Origin of the sequence: Streptomyces sp. NPDC051561, assembly GCF_044454195.1 — a bacterium.
GTDB lineage: Bacteria > Actinomycetota > Actinomycetes > Streptomycetales > Streptomycetaceae > Streptomyces.
Genome location: NZ_JBITDM010000027.1, coordinates 66,741 through 90,538 on the forward strand (window position 1 = coordinate 66,741; position 23,798 = coordinate 90,538).

The 23,798-nt window shown below is 71.0% G+C and carries 22 protein-coding genes; 11 read left to right on the plus strand and 11 right to left on the minus strand.

Features of this window, described 5'->3' with window-relative positions; genetic code table 11:
• Positions 1 to 153: 153 nt before the first annotated feature.
• Positions 154 to 630, plus strand: a complete 477-nt coding sequence (locus tag ACIA73_RS36445; protein WP_399443253.1) for a hypothetical protein — start codon at positions 154 to 156, stop codon at positions 628 to 630.
• Between the two features lie 22 nt (positions 631 to 652).
• On the opposite strand, the gene ACIA73_RS36450 is transcribed toward ACIA73_RS36445, so the two are convergent.
• Entirely contained in the window at positions 653 to 1,627 is a 975-nt protein-coding gene (locus tag ACIA73_RS36450; protein WP_399443254.1) for a beta-ketoacyl-ACP synthase III, read from the minus strand.
• Between the two features lie 223 nt (positions 1,628 to 1,850).
• On the opposite strand from ACIA73_RS36450, the gene fdhD reads away from it, so the two are divergent.
• A complete protein-coding gene (fdhD, locus tag ACIA73_RS36455; protein ID WP_399443255.1) occupies positions 1,851 to 2,687 on the plus strand; it encodes a formate dehydrogenase accessory sulfurtransferase FdhD in 837 nt (278 codons plus the stop codon).
• Positions 2,688 to 2,701: 14 nt separating this feature from the next.
• Here fdhD and ACIA73_RS36460 read toward each other — a convergent pair whose 3' ends face one another.
• Positions 2,702 to 4,024 carry an FAD-dependent oxidoreductase gene (locus ACIA73_RS36460; protein WP_399443256.1) on the minus strand — a complete coding sequence of 441 codons (1,323 nt, stop codon included), beginning with the start codon at positions 4,022 to 4,024 and terminating at the stop codon, positions 2,702 to 2,704.
• A gap of 112 nt (positions 4,025 to 4,136) precedes the next feature.
• On the opposite strand from ACIA73_RS36460, the gene ACIA73_RS36465 reads away from it, so the two are divergent.
• Positions 4,137 to 4,499, plus strand: coding sequence for an ArsR/SmtB family transcription factor (locus ACIA73_RS36465; RefSeq protein ID WP_399443257.1), 363 nt, complete (start codon positions 4,137 to 4,139; stop codon positions 4,497 to 4,499).
• A 112-nt stretch (positions 4,500 to 4,611) separates the two neighbouring features.
• Here the strand turns inward: ACIA73_RS36465 and arsB are convergent, their stop codons facing one another.
• Positions 4,612 to 5,712, minus strand: a complete 1,101-nt coding sequence (gene arsB / locus ACIA73_RS36470; RefSeq protein ID WP_399443258.1) for an ACR3 family arsenite efflux transporter — start codon at positions 5,710 to 5,712, stop codon at positions 4,612 to 4,614.
• Positions 5,712 to 6,017, minus strand: a complete 306-nt coding sequence (locus tag ACIA73_RS36475; RefSeq protein WP_399443259.1) for an ArsR/SmtB family transcription factor — start codon at positions 6,015 to 6,017, stop codon at positions 5,712 to 5,714. The genes arsB and ACIA73_RS36475 overlap by 1 nt, the downstream gene beginning before the upstream one ends.
• A gap of 91 nt (positions 6,018 to 6,108) precedes the next feature.
• Here ACIA73_RS36475 and ACIA73_RS36480 point away from each other — a divergent pair, with 91 nt between their 5' ends.
• Complete coding sequence (locus tag ACIA73_RS36480; RefSeq protein WP_399443260.1) at positions 6,109 to 6,522, plus strand: arsenate reductase ArsC; 414 nt, start codon at positions 6,109 to 6,111, stop codon at positions 6,520 to 6,522.
• 55 nt (positions 6,523 to 6,577) lie between these two features.
• Here the strand turns inward: ACIA73_RS36480 and ACIA73_RS36485 are convergent, their stop codons facing one another.
• From ACIA73_RS36485 to ACIA73_RS36495, 3 genes are all read right to left on the minus strand, one after another.
• On the minus strand, positions 6,578 to 8,002 hold the full coding sequence (locus ACIA73_RS36485) for an MFS transporter (RefSeq protein ID WP_399443261.1): 1,425 nt from the start codon (positions 8,000 to 8,002) through the stop codon (positions 6,578 to 6,580).
• A gap of 441 nt (positions 8,003 to 8,443) precedes the next feature.
• Positions 8,444 to 8,854 carry a (2Fe-2S) ferredoxin domain-containing protein gene (locus ACIA73_RS36490; protein ID WP_399443262.1) on the minus strand — a complete coding sequence of 137 codons (411 nt, stop codon included), beginning with the start codon at positions 8,852 to 8,854 and terminating at the stop codon, positions 8,444 to 8,446.
• Positions 8,851 to 9,894 carry a bile acid:sodium symporter family protein gene (locus ACIA73_RS36495; RefSeq protein WP_399443263.1) on the minus strand — a complete coding sequence of 348 codons (1,044 nt, stop codon included), beginning with the start codon at positions 9,892 to 9,894 and terminating at the stop codon, positions 8,851 to 8,853. Before ACIA73_RS36495 ends, ACIA73_RS36490 begins: the two co-directional genes overlap by 4 nt.
• 87 nt (positions 9,895 to 9,981) lie before the next feature.
• Between ACIA73_RS36495 and ACIA73_RS36500 the strand changes: the two genes are divergently transcribed.
• From ACIA73_RS36500 to ACIA73_RS36510, 3 genes are all read left to right on the plus strand, one after another.
• Positions 9,982 to 10,869: a LysR substrate-binding domain-containing protein gene (locus ACIA73_RS36500; RefSeq protein WP_399443264.1), complete on the plus strand. Its 888-nt coding sequence runs from the start codon at positions 9,982 to 9,984 to the stop codon at positions 10,867 to 10,869.
• A gap of 332 nt (positions 10,870 to 11,201) precedes the next feature.
• Positions 11,202 to 13,001, plus strand: a complete 1,800-nt coding sequence (locus tag ACIA73_RS36505; RefSeq protein WP_399443265.1) for an AMP-dependent synthetase/ligase — start codon at positions 11,202 to 11,204, stop codon at positions 12,999 to 13,001.
• Between the two features lie 203 nt (positions 13,002 to 13,204).
• A complete protein-coding gene (locus ACIA73_RS36510; RefSeq protein WP_399443266.1) occupies positions 13,205 to 14,806 on the plus strand; it encodes an ABC-F family ATP-binding cassette domain-containing protein in 1,602 nt (533 codons plus the stop codon).
• 105 nt (positions 14,807 to 14,911) lie between these two features.
• On the opposite strand, the gene ACIA73_RS36515 is transcribed toward ACIA73_RS36510, so the two are convergent.
• On the minus strand, positions 14,912 to 15,730 hold the full coding sequence (locus tag ACIA73_RS36515) for a class I SAM-dependent methyltransferase (protein WP_399443267.1): 819 nt from the start codon (positions 15,728 to 15,730) through the stop codon (positions 14,912 to 14,914).
• A 143-nt stretch (positions 15,731 to 15,873) separates the two neighbouring features.
• Here ACIA73_RS36515 and ACIA73_RS36520 point away from each other — a divergent pair, with 143 nt between their 5' ends.
• Positions 15,874 to 16,704: an aldo/keto reductase gene (locus ACIA73_RS36520; protein WP_399443268.1), complete on the plus strand. Its 831-nt coding sequence runs from the start codon at positions 15,874 to 15,876 to the stop codon at positions 16,702 to 16,704.
• A 124-nt stretch (positions 16,705 to 16,828) separates the two neighbouring features.
• Here the strand turns inward: ACIA73_RS36520 and ACIA73_RS36525 are convergent, their stop codons facing one another.
• Both ACIA73_RS36525 and ACIA73_RS36530 read right to left on the minus strand, forming a co-directional pair.
• Positions 16,829 to 18,496, minus strand: a complete 1,668-nt coding sequence (locus ACIA73_RS36525; protein ID WP_399443269.1) for a serine/threonine-protein kinase — start codon at positions 18,494 to 18,496, stop codon at positions 16,829 to 16,831.
• Positions 18,497 to 18,578: 82 nt separating this feature from the next.
• Positions 18,579 to 20,096: a carboxylesterase/lipase family protein gene (locus tag ACIA73_RS36530; RefSeq protein WP_399443270.1), complete on the minus strand. Its 1,518-nt coding sequence runs from the start codon at positions 20,094 to 20,096 to the stop codon at positions 18,579 to 18,581.
• Between the two features lie 116 nt (positions 20,097 to 20,212).
• Here ACIA73_RS36530 and ACIA73_RS36535 point away from each other — a divergent pair, with 116 nt between their 5' ends.
• Entirely contained in the window at positions 20,213 to 20,665 is a 453-nt protein-coding gene (locus ACIA73_RS36535; protein WP_399443271.1) for an RICIN domain-containing protein, read from the plus strand.
• 212 nt (positions 20,666 to 20,877) lie between these two features.
• Positions 20,878 to 21,777 (plus strand): serine protease, encoded by a 900-nt coding sequence (locus ACIA73_RS36540; protein WP_399443272.1) that lies wholly within the window; start codon positions 20,878 to 20,880, stop codon positions 21,775 to 21,777.
• A gap of 28 nt (positions 21,778 to 21,805) precedes the next feature.
• On the opposite strand, the gene ACIA73_RS36545 is transcribed toward ACIA73_RS36540, so the two are convergent.
• Entirely contained in the window at positions 21,806 to 22,747 is a 942-nt protein-coding gene (locus ACIA73_RS36545) for an AraC family transcriptional regulator (RefSeq protein ID WP_399443273.1), read from the minus strand.
• A 182-nt stretch (positions 22,748 to 22,929) separates the two neighbouring features.
• Here ACIA73_RS36545 and ACIA73_RS36550 point away from each other — a divergent pair, with 182 nt between their 5' ends.
• Positions 22,930 to 23,742 carry an NmrA family transcriptional regulator gene (locus ACIA73_RS36550; protein ID WP_399443274.1) on the plus strand — a complete coding sequence of 271 codons (813 nt, stop codon included), beginning with the start codon at positions 22,930 to 22,932 and terminating at the stop codon, positions 23,740 to 23,742.
• Positions 23,743 to 23,798 lie beyond the last annotated feature (56 nt).

Consider the following 23,798-nt stretch of genomic DNA (forward strand, 5'->3'; position numbering starts at 1 on the left):
GGTGGTTCTTTGGAGGGGAACGTAGCAGCGGGTGCCAGGGGTGGGAAGAAGTTGCGCGCGAATTGGGGTCAACTTTCTCCACGCTGAGGACAAAGCGGTGGGCCAGGCCCCCGGATTGCCTCTTCTCCGAGCGGGCACCCGGCATCCATGGAGATGACGGAGCATCACCTCCCACTGGCAGCCGGCGGGGGCAAACTCGCGAGATACACCGACGTCCTGTGGCTGGACATCCTGCTGAACTGCGCCTTCTACCTCAGCGTCCTCGGCGTGGCCTGCTGGATCGCCTGGTGGTGGCAGGAACGCAAACGCGGAGTGCGCGGCGCCGCCGAGAAGAACCGCACCGCTGTCGGCCGCCGCCTGCGCACCCGCCGCGTCCTGGCCGGGCTCTCCATCGCCGGATCCCTTGCCCAACTGGGCTTCGGCATCCCCCTGACCGTCCGGGGCGACGGGGACGGCGGCATGCTCCTGCTCTTCGGCGGCCTCACCGCGGTCGCCTGGCTGTTCGCCCTCCCCCTGTGCAGGCCACTCCCCCGCCCGACGGACGACCGTTCACGAGGCGGCGGCCCACACGAGAGCAGCTCGTACGCACACCTGCCCGGCAAGACGAAGGACGGCGACGACCACCCTTAGAGCCCGCCACCTGGGAGTCCCCCTACGGGCAGCGCACCACCTGCCCCGCGTAAGACAGATTCCCCCCAAACCCAAACAACAGCACCGGCTCCCCCGACCTGATCTCCCCCCGCTCCACCAGCTTCGAGAACGCCATCGGAATGCTCCCCGCCGAGGTGTTCCCGGAGTCCACCACATCCCGCGCGATCACCGCGTTGACCGCCCCAATCCGCTGGGCCAGCGGCTCGATCAGACGCAGGTTGGCCTGGTGCAGCACGACCCCGGCCAGCTCCTGGGGCGCGACCCCCGCCCGCTCGCACACCTTCCGGGCGATCGGCGGCAGCTGTGTCGTCGCCCACCGGTACACGGACTGCCCGACCTGCGCGAACCGCGGCGGCGTCCCCTCGATCCGTACCGCATGCCCCATCTCGGGCACCGACCCCCACAGCACCGGGCCGATCGCGCCCGCGTGCGTACCGAGACCGCCCAGCCCCGCGGAATCCTCCGCCACGGCCTCGACGACCGCCGCGCCCGCCCCGTCCCCGACCAGCACACACGTGGAGCGGTCGCTCCAGTCGGCGATCTCGGTCATCTTGTCGGAGCCGATGACCAGGACACGGGTCGCGGACCCGGCCCGTACCGCGTGATCCGCGGTGGCCAGCGCGTGCGTGAAGCCCGAGCAGACCACGTTCAGGTCCATCACCGCGGGCGAGCCCATGCCGAGCCGCGCGGCGACCCGGGCGGCCATGTTCGGCGAGCGGTCGATCGCGGTGGAGGTGGCGACCAGGACCATGTCGATGTCGGCGGGGGCGAGCCCGGCCGAGGCGAGCGCCTTGGCTCCGGCGTGCGCCGCGAGCTCGTCGACCGGTTCGTCGGGGCCCGCGATGTGCCGGGTCCTGATGCCTACCCGGCTGGTGATCCATTCGTCGCTGGTGTCGACCAGCTTCGTCAGGTCTTCGTTCGTGAGCACCTTGGCCGGCTGGTAATGCCCGAGCGCGACGATCCGTGAACCGGTCATGCGGCGACTCCACCCCTCATTGCGGACAGTCGGAGCGACCCAGTCTTCTTTGTGACTCACCGGTACGAGGGCGCGTGAATCAACAGCATTCGCCACCCAGACTTTGGAGCTTCCCGCCCACCCCGCGGAGAATGGCACTCGCTGTACGCACGCGCACACGAACGCGCCCCTGTACTTCACCTCTCGCTACACATCCGTCACTCTCGGGCAGGACTGATTCACCATGGGCCGGGTCACCGCACGCCGCCGCGTCATCCGCATCAGGAACGGGGCGGTGTCCACCCGCCCGGACACCCTGGTGGCGGAGGAACCCCTGGAGATCCGTCTCAACGGCAAGCCCCTGGCCATCACCATGCGCACCCCCGGCGACGACTTCGCGCTGGCAGCGGGCTTCCTGGTCAGCGAGGGCGTCCTTGGCGACGGCTCGGAGGTCGCGAACATCGTCTACTGCGCGGGCGCCCAGGAGGACGGCTCCAACTCCTACAACGTGGTGGACGTACGCCTGGTCCCCGGCACCCCCGTCCCCGACATCACTCTCGAACGCAACGTCTACACCACGTCCTCCTGCGGCCTGTGCGGCAAGGCCAGCCTGGACGCCGTCCGCACCACCGCCCGGTTTGCGATCGCGGACACTCCCCCGCTCCGGGTGACCCCCGGCCTCCTCTCCTCCCTGCCCGACCGCCTCCGCGAAGCCCAACAGGTCTTCGACAGGACCGGCGGACTGCACGCGGCAGCCCTCTTCTCCGAAACCGGCGAACTCCTCGACATACGGGAGGACGTGGGCCGCCACAACGCGGTCGACAAACTGGTCGGCCGCGCCATGACGGACGGGCGCCTCCCCCTCTCCCGCGCCCTCCTGCTGGTGTCGGGCCGCGCCTCCTTCGAACTCGCCCAGAAGGCTGTCATGGCGGGAATCCCGTTCCTGGCCGCGGTCTCGGCCCCGTCCTCACTGGCCGTGGATCTGGCGACGGAGACGGGGCTCACGCTGGTGGGATTCCTGCGGGGGGCGAACATGAACGTGTACGCGGGTGAGGAGCGGGTGGTGCTGGACGGGGCCTGAACGGGTGGGAGCGGTCATGCTCCGCAGCAGCCCCCGCCGTCGGCTGCTTCCGTCGCCGGGTCGTCGAAGAGTCCGGCTCCGCCGCACACCCCGGTCTCGGGGAGGGTGAGTTCGACCCGGTCGGCGGACGCGAGGTCACCGGCCAGGGCGGCGGCGAGGGAGCGGACCTGCTCGTAGCCGGTCATGGCGAGGAAGGTCGGGGCACGGCCGTAGGACTTCATTCCCACGAGGAACACGCCGGGTTCGGGGTGGGAGAGCTCGCGGTGGCCGTGGGGGTAGACGGTGCCGCAGGAGTGCTGGTTGGGGTCGATCAGCGGGGCCAGTTCGGTGGGGGCCTGGAGACGCTCGTCGAGGCCGAGGCGCAGTTCGTTCAGGAAGCTGAGATCGGGGCGGAAGCCGGTGAGGACGATGACCTCGTCGACCGGGTCCAGGCGGCGGCCGTCCTCACCGACCAGGACCAGGCGGCCGTCGCCGTCGCGTTCGACGGCGCCGGTGCGAAAGCCGGTGACGGCGTCGGCGTGGCCGTTGTCGACGGCGGCCTTGGCGGCGAGGCCGAGGGCGCCGCGGGCGGGAAGCTGGTCGGCTTCGCCGCCGCCGAAGGTGCTCCCGGAGATACCGCGTCGCAGGACCCAGAGGCCGTGGGTGCCGGCGCCGTCCTCGGACGTGGCGAGGTCGGCGAGGTAGGCGAGTGCGGTGAAGGCGGAGGCACCGGAGCCGATGACGGCGGTGCGCTTGCCCGCGTACCGGGCGCGGACGGCCGGGTTCTTGAGGTCGGGGACGCGGTAGGTGAGGCGGTCCGCGGCCGCCTTCTCGCCGAGAGCGGGCAGACCGCTGCCACCGGCCGGCCCCGGAACGCTCCAGGTGCCGGAGGCGTCGACGACGGCACGGGCCAGTACGCGCTCCTCGGTGCCGTCGGCGCGTGCGAGGTGGACGACGAACGGCTGGGCTTCGCGGTCGGCATCGACGACACGGTCGCGGCCCGTACGGGAGACACCGGTGACGGTGGTGCCGGTGCGGACCCTGTCGCCGAGGGCTTCGGCGAGGGGCAGGAGGTAAAGGTCGGCCCAGTCGCCGCCGGACGGATAGCCCGCACCGTCGGGGCGTACCCAGCCGGTGGGAGCCAGGAGCTTCTCGGCGGCCGGGTCGACGACCTCGGACCAGGGGGAGAACAGCCTGACATGTGCCCACTCCCGCACCGCCGCCCCGGCGGCGGGCCCGGCCTCCAGAACCAGTGGCTCGATGTTCCGCTCGATGAGCTGGGCGGCAGCGGCCAGCCCGACGGGACCGGCGCCGATCACGACGACGGGCAGAACTTCGGCGGGAGAAGGCGCGTTCACGGCAGGCTCCTAGTGATTCGACGGATGTCGATGTCTTGCGACGTCACCATGACACCTTGTATCGACATCCGTCAACATAGACGTTTGTCGAACTCCCATGGATAATGGGGCCATGACGACGAAAGCGCTGCCGCTGCTGGAGCAGGAAGCGGTCACTCCGTGCTGCCCGCCCCTGTCCGAACGCCCGATCACGGCCGAGGAGGCCGAGCGGGCCGCAGTCATGTTCAAGGCCCTCGGGGATCCCGTCCGGCTGCGGCTGTTCTCCCTGGTCGCCTCGCACGAGGGCGGCGAGGCGTGCGTGTGCGACATCTCCGATGTCGGGGTGTCCCAGCCGACCGTCTCCCACCACCTGAAGAAGCTCCGCGAGGCCGGCCTGCTGACCTCCGAACGGCGTGGGACGTGGGTGTACTACAAGGTCGAGCCGTCCGTCCTGGCCGCCATGGGCCGGCTCCTCACCCGCGCAGCCACCGCCTGACCGTCCGCGCAGCCACCGCCCGGCCCGGTCCGCGCAGCGACCGCCCAGCCCCGTCCGCGCAACCACCGCCCGATCCCGTCCGCGCCGTCCCGCTGACCGGCGCGGACGCCCCCTAGGAGGCCGTCGCCATGGCCTCGGGGCCGAACTTCCTGCGCCACGCGAGCGCGACGTGGACCAGGCCGATCAGCACCGGGACCTCGATGAGCGGACCGACGACACCGGACAGGGCCTGGCCGCTGCTGACGCCGAAGGTGGCGATGGCGACCGCGATGGCCAGTTCGAAGTTGTTGCCCGCCGCGGTGAACGCCAGCGTGGCGGTGCGGTCGTAGGCCAGGCCCAGGCCCTTGCCGAGGAGGAAGGTACCGAAGAACATCACCGCGAAGTACACCAGCAGCGGCAGCGCGATCCGCACCACGTCCCACGGCTGGGAGGTGATCGTCTTCCCCTGGAGGGCGAACAGGATGACGATCGTGAACAGCAGCCCGTACAGGGCCCATGGGCCGATCTTCGGCAGGAACTTCGCTTCGTAGGACTCGCGGCCCCACTTCTGCTCGCCGATGCGACGGGTGAGGAACCCTGCCAGCAGCGGGACACCGAGGAAGATGACGACGTTCAGGGCGATGTGCCAGACGGAGACGTCGAGTCCCTGACCATCGCCCAGGTGCAGTCGGCGGGGCAGCAGGTCGAGGTAGAACCAGCCCAGCAACCCGAACGCCAGCACCTGGAAAACGGAGTTGAGGGCGACCAGGACGGCGGCGGCTTCACGGTCACCGCAGGCGAGGTCGTTCCAGATGATGACCATCGCGATGCACCGGGCGAGGCCGACGACGATCAGTCCGGTGCGGTACTCGGGGAGGTCGGGCAGGAACGTCCACGCGAGGGCGAACATCACCGCCGGTCCCACGACCCAGTTGACGACCAGCGAGGAGACCATCAGCTTCTTGTCGCCGGTGACGCGGTCGAGACGGTCGTAACGGACCTTGGCCAGCACCGGGTACATCATCACGAGCAGGCCGAGCGCGATCGGCAGGGAGATCCCGCCGATCTCGATCTTCGCCAGGGCGCCGTTCATCCCGGGGACGAGGCGTCCCAGGCCGAGGCCGACGACCATGGCCAGCAGAATCCACACGGCGAGGTAACGGTCAAGGGTGGAGAGCTTCCTGACCACCGACGCCTCACCGGCCGGTGCGGTGGCGGGGTCCACGGCGGCCATCAGCAAGCCCTCCTGTTCCGGGCCGCATCGCGGGCGGACACGCCGAGGTCGGCGAACCGCGCGGAGAGCCCCTCCAGGACCTCGGGCCTGAGCTTGTAGTAGGTGAACCGGCCGCACGGCTCGGTGTCCACGATCCCGGCCTCGCGCAGCACCTTCATATGGTTGGAGAGGTTGGTCTGCTTCGCTCCGGTCTCCTCCACCAAGTGCGTCGTGCACAGCGTCTCGCGGGCGAGGAGGGTCACGATCTTCAGGCGGAGCGGATCGCCCAGCACCCGGATCACATCAGCGTCGACTGAAGTCAGCATGCGCTGATACTTTCACATCACTGCTCGCTGATACCAGCGGCAGCTGATGTGACTACCAGCCGAGTGCCGCCCCGCGAGAGAGACCTTCACCATGGCCGACAAACCGTCCGTCCTGTTCGTCTGCGTCCACAACGCCGGCCGCTCCCAGATGGCCGCCGGCTGGCTCACCCACCTTGCCGGGGACCGTGTCGAGGTCCGCTCGGCCGGTTCCGCGCCGGGGGCCGCCGTGAACCCGGCCGCCGTGGCGGCCATGGCCGAGGTCGGCATCGACCTCTCGCAGGAGACACCGAAGATCCTCACCGTCGACGCCGTGAAGGAGTCGGACGTCTGCGTCACCATGGGCTGCGGCGACACCTGCCCCGTCTTCCCGGGCAAGCGCTATCTCGACTGGAAGCTCGAAGACCCCGCGGGCCGGGGCGTCGAAGCAGTCCGCTCGATCCGGGACGAGATCAGGGCCCTCGTCGAGGGACTGATCGCCGAGATAGCGCCTGGAGCGACCGCGTGAACGGCTGAAACGGGAAGCTGACGGGAGCGAGTCCGGCCGGTCGCCCGGGGGTGACTCAGGCGGCCTGATCGCCGGCCTGGCTGTCGGCCTGGCGATCGGCCTGCTGGGGCAGGCAGAACATCAGGGCCCACATCAGGGCAAGGAGGCCGCCGACCCACCACAGCACGGTGATGAAGGCGTCGCGGTTGAGTCCGGCGTCGGGTGAGCCGTCGGTGGTGGCGAAGAACACCAGGGCGGTCAGCGCGGTGCCGAGGGCGATGCCCAGGTGCATGGCGGTGTTGAACAGGCCTGAGGCGGCCCCGGCGTTGTCGTGCGGAACCCTGGCGAGGGTCATGTCGGCGAGCGGGCCGCTGACCATGCCGAGGCCGAAGCCGATCAGTACCACGGGAGCGGTCATCGCCAGCAGGGTCAGGTCCGCCTGGCCCGCTGCGATCCGGAGCCCGTAGCCGGCCATCGCGGCGATCGTGATGAGGATGCCGGTCTGAGGGAGGCGGCGGGCGAAGCGCCCGGCGCTCTTCGCCGCGATGGTCGCGCCGGCCAGCTCTCCGAAGGAGAGCAGGACGAAGGCCAGGGCCGCGTGGAAGGGGCTCATGCCCAGCCCGTGCTGGAGGTAGAGGGTCCAGGTCATGAAGAACAGTCCGCACAGCAGGCCGTGCACCAGTTGCGCGGCCGTGCCGCCGGGGAACTGCCCGCCCTGGAAGAGGGGCAGGGGCACGAGGGGCGCGTCGTGCTGCTTGCGCCGCTGCTGGCGCAGGAAGACGCCGAGTGTGAGGAGACCGGCGGCGAGCAGGGCGAAGACCCACACCGGCCAGTGGTGCAGGTGGCCCTCGGTGAGCGGGAGGACGATCAGGACGAGGGCCAGTGCGGACAGCGCCATGCCGGTGAAGTCGGGCCGGTCGGCCTTCCGCGCGGTCGACTCGGGGACGAATTTGCGTCCCAGGAGAAGCACGGCGAGCCCGACGGGGGCATTGATCAGGAAGATCGGCCGCCAGGAGAGCCCGAACAGGTCGGCCTCGGTGAGGAGGCCGCCCAGCACGGGGCCCAGGACGTTGGCGATCGAGAGGACCGCCCCGTACAGGCCGAACGCCTTGCTGCGGTGCTGGCCCTCGAAGGTGACGTGGAGAGTGGCCAGGACCTGCGGGATCATCAGCGCGACCCCCACGCCCTGGAGCGCACGGGCGCCGATCAGCACGCCCGGCCCGGCGGCGAGGCCGCACAGCAGGGAGGCCGAGGTGAACACGGCGGTGCCGATGAGCAGGAGCCTGCGGCGGCCGTAGCGGTCGCCGAGGCGCCCGCCGGTGATCAGCCCGATGGCGACGGGCAGCGAGTAACCGGTGGTCAGCCACTGCAGCGCGGCAGGCCCGGCGCCGGTCGATTCCTGGATCGCGGGCAGGGCGGTCAGGACGACAGACTGGTCGAGGATGTCCATGAGTTCGGCGGTCAGCAGCACCAGGAGGGCGATCCGGGCCGCCAGGGCCATTCTCGGACGGTGAGGTGCCGGGTGGTGATCCGCTGGGCGGCCCGGGGACGGGAGGGTGTGCTCTGGCTCGTTGTCGAGCGCTGAGGAAGTCACGAGGGGAAAGCTCCTGATCCAAAGGATTCGGGGAGCCCTGCCGACAGCCTTACCGGGGCCTCAGCACACGGAACCCGGGGCAGACGGCAGAGCTGCACCCGGGAGGAAAACTGCGGGGGGATGACGCAACTCAGACCAGCGCGACGTCCGCTCCCGGACACGTGCGACAACACAGCACGCGGGGAACACGGACGACTACATGGCCTGGTTGATAGGACGTCACCTCGGGATCGGCACACAGAAGGAACAGGAATTCGGTTCGCTGCCGCCGGAAACCCGGCGCAGGAGCACGTCCACGCTACAACACCCCTGGACCTCGCCCCCATCGGACCGTGCCCCGGCCGCGACTCAGCGCCTCTTCGGCGTCTTCGTCTCGACCGGCGCCGGGAAGAACTGCAACTCCAGCGTCGCGGGCGGCTTCGCGATGCCGGGTCCGCCCGCCGCGACCCAGGCCAGGATCTCGTCGGTGCTGTCGTCGTCCAGGGCCCAGCCGACCCACGCGGCACGACCGCCCCGGCGGCGGCCCTCCGTGGAGGGCTGAACGACCACGACGTTGGCCTGGCCGCACGGGCCGAGGCAGTCGCTGGTGCGGACGGTCAGGCGACCGGCGGAGGCGGCTGCCGCCTCGCGCAGGCGGTGGAGCTGGGCCTGGTGGTCGGTGCCGGGGTGCTTGCGGGCGTCGCCGCAGCAGCAGCCCCGGCACACGGTGAGGGCGCAGGGACGGGTGCGGGAGGCGAAGGAACGTATCGCGGAGGTCACTTGGCGATCTTGCCAGCAGTGACCGGCATTCCCGCAATGGGCTCGGTCGCCGCCTCGGGGTCCTGGGCGCGCCGTTTGGCGATGACCGCGCAGACCATCAGCTGCATCTGGTGGAAGAGCATGAGCGGGAGCACCGCCAGACCGGCCTGGGCGCCGAACAGGACGCTGGCCATGGGGAGTCCGGCCGCCAGGCTCTTCTTCGAGCCCGCGAACTGGATGGCGAGGCGGTCGCCGCGCGGGAAGCCGAGCCGCTTGGAGCCGTACCAGGTGAGGCAGAGCATCACCGCGAGCAGCACCATCTCCACCAGGAGCAGCGCGCCCAGGCGACCGGGCGAGATCTGGTTCCAGATACCGCGCACCATGCCCGCGCTGAACGCGGCGTACACGACGAGCAGGATCGAGCCACGGTCGAAGTAGCCGAGCACCTTCTTGTGCCGGGTGAGGAAACCGCCCACCCAGCGGCGCAGGGCCTGACCGAGGAGGAAGGGGAGGAGCAGCTGAAGGACGATCTTGAGGACCGAGCCGCCGGAGAAGCTGACCTTGTCGCCGCCGATCAGGCCCGCCGCGAGGAGCGGTGTGAGGACGATGCCGACCAGGCTGGAGAAGGAGCCCGCACAGATCGCGGCCGGGACGTTGCCGCGGGCGATCGAGGTGAAGGCGATGGAGGACTGGATGGTGGACGGCACCAGGCAGAGGAACAGGAAGCCGCTGTAGAGCTGGGGGGTGAGGACGTACGGGACCAGGCCGCGGGCGGCGAGGCCGAGCAGCGGGAAGACGAGGAAGGTGGCGGCGAGCACGGTCAGGTGCAGCCTCCAGTGCCCCAGGCCGGTCACGATCTCGGCGGTGGAGAGCTTCGCCCCGTACAGGAAGAACAGCAGCGCGATCGCCCCGACCGTCACCTTGTCCAGGATGTCGGCAGCGGTGCCGGAGACGGGGAACAGGCTGGCGAGGGCGACGGTGCCGATCAGGACCAGGATGTAGGCGTCGACCGGCAGCCAGGACGGCAGCTTGAGGGAGAGGCGGGGGTGGCGGCTGTTCATGCGGGTCATCGTCCCCCGGGCCCGGCCCATCGGGAAAGGCGCACACCGTGCTGACTGTCATCGCGGATCGCGATAGCGTCTGCGGGTATGTACGACCCGACTCATCTGCGCACCTTTCTGGCCGTGGCCCAGACACTGTCGTTCACCCAGGCCGCCCGTCGTCTCGGGCTGCGGCAGTCGACGGTCAGCCAGCACGTACGGCGCCTGGAGGACGCGGCCGGGCGGCGGCGGCTGTTCGTCCGGGACACGCACCGGGTGGCGCTCACCGAGGACGGAGAGGCGATGCTCGGCTTCGCGCGGACGATCCTGGCGGCGCACGAGCGGGCGACGGCGTTCTTCACCGGCACCCGGCTGCGGGGGCGGCTGCGGTTCGGGGCGTCGGAGGACTTCGTACTGACCCGGCTGCCGGAGATTCTGGAGAGTTTCCGGCGGGAGCATCCGGAGGTCGATCTTGAGCTGACCGTGGAGCTTTCGGGCATTCTGCACGGGCAGCTGGAGCGGGGGCGGCACGATCTGGTGCTGGCGAAGCGCCGGGCGGACGACACGGACACGCACGGCGAGCTGGTGTGGCGGGACTCGCTGACGTGGATCGGGGCGCCGGGGCTGCGGCTCGAACCGGACCGTCCCGTCCCGTTGATTCTGTTTCCGGCGCCGGCGATCACCCGGGCCCGTGCGCTGGAGGTGCTGGAGGCCCAGGGACGGTCGTGGCGGATCGCCTGCACGAGCGGCAGCCTCAGCGGGCTGGTGGCGGCGGCGCGGGCCGGACTCGGGGTGATGGCGCACACCCACGGGCTGATCCCGCCGGGGCTGGAGCCGCTGCGGCAGCGCGGCGGCGGCGGTCCCGGGCTTCCCGAGCTGGGCACGGTCGACTTCGTACTGCTGCACGGACGCCGACGGCCTGCCTCGCAGGAGGCGGCGGACGCGCTGGCCGCGGCGATCCTGGCAGGGGCGGACAGGTTGCACCGAGGCGGGTAGGGGGGCGTGAGTGACGGGCGGTGGGGGTGTGAGTGGCGGGTAGTCGGTGGGGCGTGAGTGGCGGTTGGGGCGTGAGTGAGGGCAGGGACCGTAACGTGTTCCAGCTCGTAAAGCGTTACCGCGCCCGGATGGCCCCAGTGGCCGGAATTGATCCCCCGTAGGCGCCCAGCACGTGCAACGTACAGATTCCGTGGAGATTCCACACAGCCTGACTTACCCGGAAGTAAGGTCGCCGTCCGACCCTCCCGTACCGAGGTGGATCGGGGTACCGTCACGGCGCCGTGCGGAGCGCTACAAGGAGCAGTCCATTGCGCGAGTTCACTGTCCCACCCATGGCTGCGACTCCTCAGGCCGGCGGGCTGGCCGATGCGGTGTTCAGCAATGCCGAGGAGGATCCGCACCGGGTCGCACTGGGCCGCAAGGGCTCGGACGGCCGGTGGCGGGACGTGTCCTCGGCCGAGTTCCGTGACGAGGTGATGGCGCTCGCGAAGGGGCTGCTCGCGCAGGGTGTGCGGTTCGGCGACCGGGTCGCGATCATGTCCCGTACGCGGTACGAGTGGACGCTGCTCGACTTCGCGCTCTGGGCGGTCGGCGCGCAGCCCGTACCCATCTACCCGACCGCCTCCACCGAGCAGGTCTTCTGGACGCTGCACGATGCGGAGACGGTGGCCTGCGTCGTCGAGCACGAGGACCACGCGATGACGATCGCCTCGGTGATCGACCGGCTGCCGAGGCTGGAGCGGCTGTGGCAGCTGGACACCGACGCGATGGACGAACTCGTCGCGTCCGGAGCCCAGATGGAGGACGACGTGGTGCACCGGCACCGCCGCGCGGTCACCCCGGAGACGGTCGCCACCGTCATCTACACCTCTGGCACCACCGGCCGCCCCAAGGGCTGTGTCCTCACCCACGCCAACTTCATGACCGAGACCGACACCGTCATAGCCCGCTGGACCCCGGTCTTCCGGTCCGCCCCCGGCGACGAGGCGTCCACTCTGCTCTTCCTGCCGCTCGCGCATGTCTTCGGGCGGATGGTGGAGGTGGCGGCGATCCGGGGCCGGGTCAAGCTGGCGCATCAACCGGTCATGTCCGCCTCGGAGTTGCTGCCGGATCTGGCCGCGTTCAAGCCGACGTTCATCCTGGGCGTGCCGTACATCTTCGAGAAGGTCTACCACGCGGCGCGGCGCAAGGCGGAGGCCGCGGGGAAGGCGAGTGTCTTCGACAAGGCGGTGGAGCTGGCGGTGCGTTACGCGGAGGCCATCGAGCACAAGGCCTTCGGAACCGGGCCCGGCCCGTCCGCCTCGCTGCGGATGCAGCACCAGCTGTACGAGAAGCTGGTGTACGGCAAAGTGCGCGAGGCGATGGGCGGACGGGTCCGGCAGGCGATGTCGGGCGGCTCCGCCATGGAACGCCGGCTCGGGCTTTTCTTCGCGGGCGCCGGAGTGACGATCTACGAGGGTTACGGGCTTACGGAGTCGACCGCGGCGGCGACGGCCAACCCGCCGGAGCGGACCCGGTTCGGCACGGTGGGGCTGCCCGTGCCGGGGACGACGGTGCACATCGCGGACGACGGCGAGGTGTGGCTGCACGGCGGGCACGTCTTCTCCGGGTATCTCAACGACCCGGGCGCGACGACGGCCGTACTGCACGACGGGTGGCTGTCGACCGGGGACATCGGGGCGCTCGACGAGGACGGGTATCTGACGATCACCGGACGCAAGAAGGAGATCCTGGTGACGTCGGGCGGCAAGAGCGTCTCGCCGACGGGGCTTGAGGAGCGGGTACGGGCGCATCCGCTGATCGCCCAGTGCATCGTGGTCGGGAACGACCGGCCGTATGTGGCGGCGCTGGTCACGCTGGACCTGGAGGCGGTCGAGCACTGGCTGGCGATGCAGGGGCGGGCGGTGCTGGCGCCGAAGGATCTGGTGCGGGATCCGGATCTGGAGATGGAGGTGCGCAGAGCGGTGGTGGCGGCGAACACCTTGGTCTCCCAGCCGGAGTCCATCCGGACCTTCCGGATTCTGGCGCACCAGTTCACCGAGGAACACGGCCTGCTGACGCCTTCGCTGAAGCTGAAGCGGAAGGCGATCGAGAAGGCGTACGAGTCGGAGGTCAGTGCGTTGTACCGGTGAGGGGTACGGGGGCGGAGGCCGGCCCGGCGCAGGTGAGGGCGCGGCCCCGCCGCCGGGCGGACTTGCGGGGGCGGCGGAATTGGCTGGCGTCCCGCCGGGCTCCACCCGTACCCTGACCCGCATGTCTACGCCCCGCGTTTCCTAGCTGAGGACCCACACCCACGCCACCCGTGTGTCCTTTTGCTTCTCCGGAGCGTAATTTCATGATCACCGCCAGTGGTGTCGACGTCCGCGTCGGCGCCCGCCTCCTGCTGTCCCAGGTCTCCTTCCGCGTCGCCCCCGGCGACCGCATCGGCCTGGTCGGCCGTAACGGGGCCGGGAAGACCACCCTCCTCAACACCCTCGCCGAGCGGCTGCCGCCCGCCGCCGGGACCGTGACCCGTACCGGCTCGCTCGGCTGTCTGGCGCAGGACGCGCGGGCCGCCGATCCCACCGTCTCGGTCGCCGACCGGATCCTGTCCGCCCGTGGTCTCGACCGTGCGGTACGCCGGCTGCGCGCGGCCGAGACCGCGATGGCCGAAGCCGGGCACCCCGGCGCCCAGCGGAAGGCCATGGCCGCCTACACCCGCGCCGAAGCCGAGTTCCAGGCGGGCGGGGGGTACGCCGCGGAGGCCGAGGCCGCCCGGGTCGCGGCCGGGGTCGGGCTGCCGACAGAGGCGATGGGCCGCCCCGTCGGCCACCTTTCCGGCGGCCAGAAGCGCCGCGTCGAGCTGGCCCGCATCCTCTTCGCCGACCACGAGACCCTCCTCCTCGACGAGCCGACGAACCACCTCGACGCGGACTCCGTCGCCTGGCTGCGCACCTTCCTGCTCTCCCACCCAGGCGGCCTCGTGGTGATCAGCCATGACACCGCCCTGCTCGCCGGCACCGTGAACCGGGTCTTCCACCTCGACCCCGCCCGCGCCGCCCTCGACGTGCACAACACTCCCTGGCAGGCGTATCTCACCCAGCGCGACGCCGACGAGCGACGGCGCACCAGGGAGCGTGCCGCCGCCGAACGCAAGGCGTCCGCGCTGCACTCCCAGGCGGACCGGATGCGGGCGAACGTCGCGACCGCGGTCGCCGCCAAGAACATGGCCCGCCGCGCGGACCGCATGCTGGCCGGCCTGGCGCCCGTGCGCCGCACGGAGAAGGTCGCGAGGATCAGGCTGCCGGAGCCGGTGCCGTGCGGGCGGATGCCGCTGGGGGCGATCAGCCTGACGAAGTCGTACGGGAGTCAGGACGTGATCGGGGGCGTGGACCTGGCGGTGGACCGGGGCAGCCGGCTGGTCGTGCTGGGCCTCAACGGGGCGGGGAAGACCACCCTGTTGAGGCTGCTGGCAGGGCAGGAGAAGCCCGACTCGGGCCGGGTCGTGCACGGCCACGGGCTACGGCTCGGCTACTTCGCACAGGAGCACGACACGCTGGAGGCGGACCGGACCGTACGGGAGAACCTGGCGTCGGCGGCACCCCATCTCACCGACGGGGAGGCGCGGCGGGTGCTGGGGGCGTTCCTGTTCTCCGGGGACGACGCGGACAAGCCCGCCGGGGTGCTGTCGGGCGGGGAGAAGACCCGGCTCGCACTGGCGGGGCTGGTGCACTCCGGGGCGAATGTGCTGCTGCTCGACGAGCCGACCAACAACCTCGATCCGGCGTCGCGTGCGGAGGTGCTGGCCGCGGTGGACTCGTACCCGGGAGCGATCGTGATGGTCACGCACGACGAGGGCGCGATCGAGGCGCTGCGCCCGCAGCGGGTGCTGGTGCTGCCGGACGGCACGGAGGACCTGTGGAATCCGGACCATCTGGGGCTGGTGTCGCCGGTCTGAGGGCCTGAGGGGCTGTGTCCGAACCCTGCGGGCCTGAGGGGCTGCATCCGGACCCTGACGGGCCCCCGGCCGGGGCGGGGGCCGCGCCGTCCCCGCCCCGCCGTCTCATTCCGGCTTGCGCGCCTCGATCAGGAAGCGTGCGGTGTGAGCCACGAACGACCCGTCCCGGCGGATCTGCCCGTCCATGTCCAGCAGCCGGTCCCGGTACGTCTCCACGGTGAAGCCGGGCACCATCCAGATCACCTTCCGCAGGAAGTAGACGACCGCCCCGATGTCGAAGAACTCGGTCCGCAGCGACTCCGACCGCAGGTCGACGATCTCCAGCCCGGCCGCCTCGGCCTCCTCCCCGGCCGTCTCCGGGCGGCGGCCGAGGCGTGCCTCGGGCTGCGGGCCCAGGAAGTACTCGACGACCTCGAAGACGCTCGCCGGGCCGACCTGCTGGGAGAAGTACGTGCCGCCGGGCCTGAGCACCCGGGCGATCTCCTCCCACCAGGCCCGCACCGGGTGGCGGCTGGTGACCAGGTCGAAGGCGTTGTCGGCGAAGGGCAGCGGGGGCTGGTCCGTGTCGGCGACGACGACCGCGCCCAGCGGATGCAGCAGCTGTGTTGCCTTGGCCACGTTCGGTGGCCAGGACTCGGTGGCGACCATCACCGGGGGCAGCTGCGGGGCACCCGCGAGGACCTCGCCGCCGCCGGTCTGGATGTCGAGCGCGGCGGACACCCCTGCCAGCCGCTCACCCATCAGGCGCTGGTACCCCCAGGAGGGGCGCTGCTCGGTGGCCCGGCCGTCCAGCCAGGAGAAGTCCCAGCCGTCGACCGATACGGAGTCGGCCTCGGCGATCAGGTCGTCAAAGCTCCGGGATCCATGGGAGTCGCGGGGGGCGTGGGAGGCGTGGGAACCCCATGGTTCAGGGGAATAAGTCATAAGCGGATGATCTACATAAAGTTGGATAAAAGCTACCCGGTAAGCAAGTAGCCGCTCAAAATCGTCCCCGGGGCCAGGAATGTGTGACCCGTGGTGATCGTTGAGACTGGTGATACCCCCGACGAAGTAAGGATCGTTTCCTCGTGAGCAAGGTCCCCTCCCTGACCCTCAACAACGGCGTCGAAATGCCGCAGCTCGGATTCGGCGTCTGGCAGGTGCCGGACGACGAGGCCACGGCCGCCGTGAGCACGGCCCTGGAGGCCGGCTACCGCAGCATCGACACCGCCGCGATCTACGGCAACGAGGAGGGCACGGGCCGTGCGCTCGCCTCCTCCGGGATCGCCCGTGACGAACTGTTCGTCACCACCAAGCTGTGGAACGACAAGCAGGGTTACGACTCCACGCTGCGCGCCTTCGACGAGTCGATCGGCAAGCTCGGCCTGGACTACGTCGATCTGTACCTGATCCACTGGCCGGTCGCCGGCCAGGGCACCTTCGTCGACACCTTCAAGGCGTTCGAGAAGATCCTCGCGGACGGCCGCGCCAAGGCGATCGGTGTCTCCAACTTCCTTCCTGAGCACTTGGAGACGCTGCTTGCCGAGACCTCCGTGGTCCCGGCGGTCAACCAGATCGAGCTGCACCCGCAGCTCCAGCAGGCCGACTCGCGCGCCCTTCACGTGAAGCACGGCATCGCGACCGAGGCCTGGTCGCCGCTCGGCCAGGGCAAGGGCCTCCTGGAGGTCCCCACGGTCGTCGCCGTCGCCCGCAAGCACGGCAAGACCCCGGCCCAGGCGGTCCTGCGCTGGCACCTCCAGCTCGGCAACGTCGTGATCCCCAAGTCCGTGACCCCGTCGCGGATCGCGGAGAACATCGACGTCTTCGACTTCGAGCTGGACGCCGACGACATGGCGGCCTTCGCCGCCCTGGACGAGGGCAAGCGACTGGGCCCGGACCCGGCCGTGTTCGGCGCCTGATTCCTTTCAGCAGATACGTCCGCAGGTGCGCGCACCTGCGGTGTGTGCGGGACCGGGTGTACGTGAGTGTGGCGTACGTCCAAGGGCCGCCGCCCGGCATGCGTGCCGGGCGGCGGCCCTCCTGTCATCGCGGCCGGTAGGTGGCGGTGGCACGTTCGAACACCCGGTCCGCCTCCTCGTTGTCCTTCTGCTCCAGTCCGGTGACCAGGAGCAGGTGGTACCGGCCCGCGGCGAGACGGGCCTGGTTGCGGACATACAGCTGGCGACCCCTCCCGTCGGTCCAGGAGAACGTGCCGAGCGCCATCGCGTCCTTGCCGACGCCCACCCTGCGGAGCCCCGACTGCGAGGCCCACGTGGAGTCTCTGAACGGCGCCAGCTCCTGCTCCTCCTTGAGCTGGTACACCATGGGGTCGCTTCCGTACTTCGCCGCCGTGTCGCGTCCCGGCACCACGGTCAGTTCGAGTCCGCCGGGGCCCCGGTACCGGTACTGTCCCCGATTGTTCTTCGCCAGCGGCTTCCAGCCGGCGGGCACCTCGACAGAGAATTCGGCAGTCGTGCTCGGCTCTTGGGAGCCTCGCCGCCCGGGACCGGTCGAGGCCGGGGCGGAGGGCCCGGCAGGGGGCGCGGCCGACGTGGCACCGGGGCCCCTGGATTCCGGCTCACCGCGCAGGCTGCCCCACGGGTAGAAAGCCACCAGCCCGCCCAGCAGGAACGCCATCACGACCACGCCCAGCCGCACCGCCCGTCGGGTCGCCCACCGGCCAGGACGCACCGGCACCGGCGAGGACTCCGGCAGCGGCTCAAGCAGCGACACCGGCTCAAGCCGCGGCTGCGGCAGCAAAGGCCCGTCCGCGGTCGCCCTCTCGTGCACCGACGGCATCACAGGGCCGGCAGCCACCCCCGCCCGCCCGGACGCCGTCCTCCCCGTCCTCTTCCCCGCCGCGCTCCCCACTCCGCGCAGCGCAGCCACCACCATGTCCGCAGAGGGCCTCGCCTCCGGGTCTCGTACCAGCAACTCACCCACAAGCTGACCCAGTTGACCGGGCGCCGACAGCCGGGGCAGCTCCGCGAGCACCACCGCGGTGACCGTCGCCTCCAGAGACTCCCGGCGGAAGGGTGAGCGGCCCTCCAGCATGCGGACCAGGAGCACACCGAGGGACCACAGGTCGGACGGCGGGCCAGGGCGGGAGCCGCCCATGCGTTCCGGCGCGGTGTACTCCAGGGAGCCGATGAACTCGCCGGAGCGGGTGAGGGGTTCGTCGCCCTCGATGTACGCGATACCGAAGTCCGTGAGGACCACGCGGCCGGTGGCGGGGTCCAGCAGGACGTTGCCGGGCTTCACGTCCCGGTGCAGCACCCCGCGCGCGTGGGCGGCGCGCAGGGCCTCGGCGACGGCCAGGGCGATACGGGCGGTCTCCGGTTCGGACAGTGAGCCCTCGCGGCGGAGCCGGTCCTCCAGGGACTCGCCGCGCACCCGTTCCATCACGATCCAGGGGATGCCGTCCTCGACGACCACGTCGTGCACGGTGACCACCGAGGGGTGGTCCACCCGGGCGGCGGCCCTGGCCTCCCGCAGGATCCGTTCGGTGTGCGCGGCGCCGCCGGAGCCACGCCCCCCGGTGGGCAGGCTTTCCGGGACGTACGCCTCCTTGAGGGCCACGTCGCGGTCGACGAGCAGGTCCCGGCCCGCCCACACCGCACCCATGCCGCCCGCGCCCAGACGCCCCGTCAGCCGGTAGCGGCCCCCGACGACGCGCTCCGAATGCCCTTGGGGGCGCCCTTCGTTGACCATGTACGCATGATGCCCCGAAGCGGTCGCGCGCGGGAGCCGTACCACCATGTACCGCGCGCGGACCGCCCGCCGGAGGGCTCCGCTACTCGCCCGCGACCCCGAACGGCTCGATCTCCGCGCCCTCCCAGATCCGCCGCGAGACCTCTTCGGGGTACGGGACCGCCGGGGCGCTCCCCTTGCCGTCGAACACGCGGGTGTTGCGGCCGTGGTGGGGGTGGTACGCCGTCCAGCCCGGGTCACCGCTCTTCGCGAAGGCCACCCACGCGTCCCGGATGTCCTCGGCGAGTGCGCGTGCCTCGTCGGTGGGGTCACCGAGCACCATCCGGGCCGCCGGACTGTCGAACGTACCGAAGAGCAGGGGGACTTCGAGGGCGTGGCAGGAGCCGAGCACGCCGCCCATCGATGGGGCGGGCCAGGTGAGTTCGTAGAGGTACGTGGCCGCTCCGGCGGCCGCGTTGGCCTCAGCGAGGTGGGCCGTGGGCATCCGGAAGAGGGTGTCGGCGTGGACGGTGTCGAAGAGTTCGAAGGGGGTGGCGGAGGGCAGGCCCGCGCGGTAGGCGGCCGGGCCCTCGGGAAGCGGGGCGAAGCGGGTGAGGGCGGCGTCCGCCTCGGCGTCGGTGAACTCGGTGCGGCCCGTCATGAGCAGGAACATCCGGAACTCGTCCTTGGTGTGCCCGGTCAGCAGTTCGACGCCCGGCGTCCGTCCGTCGCGCAGGGCCTGCCAGGGGGTCTGCGGGACGAGTACGCCGTCGAGTACCGGCGCGAGGGGTGCGCCGAGGTGGGCGGCCCGGCCCCACCGGTCGCCGTGGGCGGGCAGCTCGCGCATGAACAGGCCGATCTCGTCGGCCAGTTGCTGCGGGGCGAGGGCGCCGAGGCCGGCCACCGTGGGCGCCACTCCCAGCCGCTCGGCGAGGGCGGCGGTGAAGTCGGCGGCGAAGGCGGGGGTGCAGTACATGCCGGGGACGGACTGGGCGATGGCCCGGTGGAAGAGCCCGGCGGCCGGGGGCGAGACCAGCAGGGTGGCGATCGATCCGGCGCCCGCGGACTGACCGCAGACGGTGACCCGGTCCGGGTCGCCGCCGAAGGCACCGATGTTGTCCCGGACCCAGGTGAGGGCGGCGAGCTGGTCGAGCAGGCCGCGGTTGTCGGGGGCACCTTCGACGTGGGCCCAACCCTCGGCGCCCACGCGGTAGTTGACAGTGATGACGACGAGCCCCTGCCGGGCCAGGTCGGCGCCGTCGTACATCGGGTCGCTGGAGCTGCCCGCGACGTAGGCGCCGCCGTGGATCCACACGAGTACCGGCAGGGGGTCGCTGCCCGGCTCGCCCGCCGGGTCGGGCAGGGGGGTCCAGACATTGGCCGTGAGCCATCCGTCGCCGGGGGCGGGCTCGATTCCCGGCAGCGGAATCGACTGGGGTGACGGCGGGCCGAAGGCGTCGGCCTCCCGTACGTCTTCCCAGGGCTCCGGGGGCCGGGGCGCCGCGAACCGCAGTTCGCCCACCGGGGGTTGGGCGTAGGGGATGCCACGGAAGACCGCCAGCCCCCGCTCGCTCCGGCCCCGTACAACTCCATGATCGGTACGTACGTCCACTGATGCCATGGCCCCACTCTGCCGCCCTTCGCAAATCGTCATACACTCACCCCCCACGACCGTGCCGCAACCGGCCGTGACCAGCGGGAACCGGCCCCCGGTCCCCCTTCCGAGAGGCGCCTGCCATGTCAGCCACCGAGTCCGCCCCCGCGGGCACCTATCTGCTGCGCAACGCAGGCAGCGGCCTGCTCCTGGAGGGGCGCGGCGGCAGCGGCGTACAGCAGGGCAAGGATGCCGGAACGCCCGGCCAGCGCTGGCAGTTGAGCCCGGTGCACGAGGGCAGCGGGCTGCACCATGTGGTGAACGAGGCCACCGGCAAGCGGCTGGACGTCGCCAACGCCTCGGTGGAGAACGGCACCCGGATCCAGCAGTGGCGGGCCAACAACTTCGGCGCCCAGGAGTGGATCATCGAGCGGCACCCGGACGCGCCGGGGCGGGTGAGCCTGGTCAGCTGGATCAGCGGGCTGTTGCTGGAGGTCGCGGACGGCAGCGCGGAGGAGGGGGCGCGGGTGCAGCAGTGGGAGGACACCGACTCGCCCGGGCAGTGGTGGCAGCTGGAGCCGGCACCACTCGGCTGACCGGGGCGACGAGGTCGGGTGGTCGTGGCTCGGACGTGAAGCAGACGCGGCACAACGGGCGTTGCGGTGCGGGCAGCGGTGTCCGCGCGCCGCAATGCGCACAACAGCCTCACAGGCGCCCCCTTGTCTCAGCACCTGGACACCCCGAACAATGCCCATGACAACCGGGGCCCCCACGCCCCGGTCACACATGGCACGGAGGGGACCCCCACATGAACAAGCCTCTCGTCGGCGCGCTTCTCGCCACCCTGCTCGTCGGGGCAGGCGCGGCACCTGCGACAGCGGGCTCGGCGCCCGCACCCACGCGGGACCCGGCAGCAGCAAAGACAGCAGCGCAGACGGCAGTGAAGGCAGGTCCGTCAAAGGCCGCCAAGGTCAAGGCAGTTGGATTCGCGGGGACGGTGGCACTGAGCAACTGCTCGGGCTCCGTCGTGCGCACCGCGGACTCCAAGCCGGAGGACCCGGCGCTGGTGATGTCCAACGGGCACTGCCTGGAGTCGGGCTTCCCGGCGGCGGGCGAGGTGGTCGTCGACAAGCCGTCGACCCGGACCTTCACCCTGCTCGACAACACCGCCGGAGAGCTCGGCACCGTAAAGGCCAGCAAGATCGCCTACGGCACGATGACGGACACGGACGTCTCCCTTTACCAGCTCACCAGCACCTACGCCCAGATCGAGAGCCAGTACGGGATCAAGGCGCTGGAGCTGAGCACGGCCCGTCCGGCCCAGGGCACGGCCATCACGGTCGTCTCCGGCTACTGGAAGAAGACGTACAGCTGCAAGGTCGACGGCTTCGCGTACCGCCTCAAGGAGGGTGACTGGACCTGGAAGGACTCGGTCCGCTACACCGCCGACTGCAAGACCATCGGCGGCACCTCCGGCTCCCCGGTGGTCGACGACGCGACCGGCAAGGTCGTCGCCGTCAACAACACCGGCAACGAGGACGGGCAGGAGTGCACCCAGAACAACCCCTGCGAGGTCGACGAGGCCGGCCAGGTGACCGTCCGCAAGGGCATCAACTACGGCCAGCAGACGTACGGAATCGTGCCGTGCATCGGGGCGGGCAGCAAGATCGACCTGACCCGCGCGGGATGTGAACTCCCCAAGCCGTAAAGGGATTTACAGACCGGCATGAACGGCATCAGCCTGCGGCCACCGCCCTGCGGTGCTCCTGCGGGCTGATGCCGCGTACGCGTTTGAAGGCGGCGCTGAGCGCGAAGGACCCGCTGTAGCCGACCTTGCGGGCCACCGTCTCCACGGTCGCGTCCGAGCCGCGCAGCAGATCGGCGGCCAGCGTCAGCCGCCAGTCGGTGAGGTACGCCATCGGGGTCTGCCCCACCAGCTCCGCGAACCGGCGTGCCAGCCCCGCCCGCGACACTCCCGCTCCGGCGGCCAGCGAGGCCACCGTCCAGGGATTCGCCGGTTCGTCCTGCATCAGCCGCAGCGCCTTGCCGACCACCGGGTCGCCCATCGCCCGGTACCAGGCGGGCGCCTGCGCCTCCGGCCGTGCGAACCAGGCCCGCAGCACGGCGATCAGCAGCAGATCGAGCAGCCGGTCGAGAAAGACGCCCTGCCCCGGCGCGTCCCGGCTGATCTCGTCCTCCAGGACGGGCAGCAGGGGACACTCCCATTCCTCGCGCGGCAGGTGCGTCAGCCCGGGCAGCGCATCGAGCAGCCGCCGCCCGACCTCGCCGTCCAGCTGGTACGTCCCGATCAGCATGGACGCCTCCCCGTCGACGCGATCGCCCCAGGTCCGTACGCCCAGATGCATCTCGTCGGCGAGCGGCGCCCCCAGCTGCGAACTGCACGCCCCGCCGGGACCGATCCTCGCCCGCAGCGGGCTGGCCGGGGTGTCGGCGCAGGTGTACGGGGCGGGGCCACGGACGACGGCGATGCTGCCGGGGCGGAGCAGGACCGGGTCGCCCTCGTCCGGCATGATCCACGCGCTGGAGCGCATCATGCACATCAGAGTGAGGGGCGCTTCGTCCTCGACCCGGATCGACCAGGGCGGATCCATCACGGTCCGCAGCAGGAAGGCCCCCCGCGCACGTGGCCCGTCGAGAAGCCCGGCAAGTGCGTCCATGTCCCGAACTCTAGGCCATGCCCCGGACTCCGGCCCCTGTTCCGAACTCTGAGCCATGTCACAGGGGTTGGACTTACGCGTATGGAAGTGAGCCTGTGGAGCATGTTCCGTCCACTCCCGTGGCGCCATTCTTGAGACATCGCAACGAGCGGCCAACGGGTCGCACTGACAAGGGAGTTCACATGAGCACCATTCTGGTGACGGCGGCCACGGGCAAGACCGGACGACGGGTCGCGGACCGCCTGGCAGCACGCGGCGTCGACGTGAGGGCCGGCTCCCGCAAGGGCGCCGTCCGGTTCGACTGGGAGGACGAGAGCACCTGGGGCCCGGCACTGTCCGGCGCGGACGCGGCGTACCTCACCTACTACCCGGACCTGGCGGCCCCCGGGGCGCCCGAGGCCATGCGGGCGTTCGGCCGGATCGCCGCGGAGCAGGGCGTGGGACGCCTGGTCGTGCTCTCCGGCCGGGGTGAGCCGGACGCGGTGGTCGCCGAGGAGGCACTGCGGAGCGCCTGGGGTGCGCCGGAGCGCCTGACGGTGATCCGCGCGGCCTTCTTCGCCCAGAACTTCAGCGAGGGCGCGCTGACCGACGGCGTCCGCGCCGGCGAGATCCACTTCCCCGGCGGGGACACCGCGGAGCCCTGGGTCGACGCGGACGACCTCGCCGACGTGGTCGCGACGGTACTGCTGGAGGACGGCCACGGCGGCAAGATCCACGAGGTGACGGGCCCGTCCCTGCTCACCCTCGCGGAGGTCGCGGCAGAGCTGGGCCGGGCCACGGGCAAGGAGGTGCGGTACGTCCCGCTGACGGTGGCCGAGTACGCCTCGGCGCTGACGGAGTACGGAATGCCGGCGGGCGAGGCCGAGTGGCTGGCGGGGCTGTTCGGATTCCTGCTGGACGGCCACAACGCGTCGACGACGGACGGAGTGCGCAGGGTGCTGGGACGCGAGGCCAGGCCCTTCGGCGAGTTCGCGGCGGGGGCTTGGCAGGGGTGAGGTGCCAGGCGGCTCACGTCTCCTCCACGAGAACTCGACACAACTCGCGCACGCGT

Coding starts and splice junctions, on each gene's coding strand:
- ACIA73_RS36485 (WP_399443261.1), bottom strand. CDS start 8,002: ATGGCCCTGGCGGCCCGGATCGCCCTCCTGGTGCTGCTGACCGCCGAA.
- ACIA73_RS36450 (WP_399443254.1), bottom strand. CDS start 1,627: ATGACCGGTTCACGGATCGTCGCGCTCGGGCATTACCAGCCGGCCAAG.
- ACIA73_RS36495 (WP_399443263.1), bottom strand. CDS start 9,894: ATGAACAGCCGCCACCCCCGCCTCTCCCTCAAGCTGCCGTCCTGGCTG.
- ACIA73_RS36515 (WP_399443267.1), bottom strand. CDS start 15,730: ATGACTTATTCCCCTGAACCATGGGGTTCCCACGCCTCCCACGCCCCC.
- arsB (WP_399443258.1), bottom strand. CDS start 5,712: ATGGCCGCCGTGGACCCCGCCACCGCACCGGCCGGTGAGGCGTCGGTG.
- ACIA73_RS36480 (WP_399443260.1), top strand. CDS start 6,109: ATGGCCGACAAACCGTCCGTCCTGTTCGTCTGCGTCCACAACGCCGGC.
- ACIA73_RS36500 (WP_399443264.1), top strand. CDS start 9,982: ATGTACGACCCGACTCATCTGCGCACCTTTCTGGCCGTGGCCCAGACA.
- ACIA73_RS36505 (WP_399443265.1), top strand. CDS start 11,202: ATGGCTGCGACTCCTCAGGCCGGCGGGCTGGCCGATGCGGTGTTCAGC.
- ACIA73_RS36540 (WP_399443272.1), top strand. CDS start 20,878: ATGAACAAGCCTCTCGTCGGCGCGCTTCTCGCCACCCTGCTCGTCGGG.
- ACIA73_RS36530 (WP_399443270.1), bottom strand. CDS start 20,096: ATGGCATCAGTGGACGTACGTACCGATCATGGAGTTGTACGGGGCCGG.
- ACIA73_RS36445 (WP_399443253.1), top strand. CDS start 154: ATGACGGAGCATCACCTCCCACTGGCAGCCGGCGGGGGCAAACTCGCG.
- ACIA73_RS36545 (WP_399443273.1), bottom strand. CDS start 22,747: ATGGACGCACTTGCCGGGCTTCTCGACGGGCCACGTGCGCGGGGGGCC.
- ACIA73_RS36550 (WP_399443274.1), top strand. CDS start 22,930: ATGAGCACCATTCTGGTGACGGCGGCCACGGGCAAGACCGGACGACGG.
- ACIA73_RS36465 (WP_399443257.1), top strand. CDS start 4,137: ATGACGACGAAAGCGCTGCCGCTGCTGGAGCAGGAAGCGGTCACTCCG.
- ACIA73_RS36525 (WP_399443269.1), bottom strand. CDS start 18,496: ATGGTCAACGAAGGGCGCCCCCAAGGGCATTCGGAGCGCGTCGTCGGG.
- ACIA73_RS36535 (WP_399443271.1), top strand. CDS start 20,213: ATGTCAGCCACCGAGTCCGCCCCCGCGGGCACCTATCTGCTGCGCAAC.
- ACIA73_RS36510 (WP_399443266.1), top strand. CDS start 13,205: ATGATCACCGCCAGTGGTGTCGACGTCCGCGTCGGCGCCCGCCTCCTG.
- fdhD (WP_399443255.1), top strand. CDS start 1,851: ATGGGCCGGGTCACCGCACGCCGCCGCGTCATCCGCATCAGGAACGGG.
- ACIA73_RS36475 (WP_399443259.1), bottom strand. CDS start 6,017: ATGCTGACTTCAGTCGACGCTGATGTGATCCGGGTGCTGGGCGATCCG.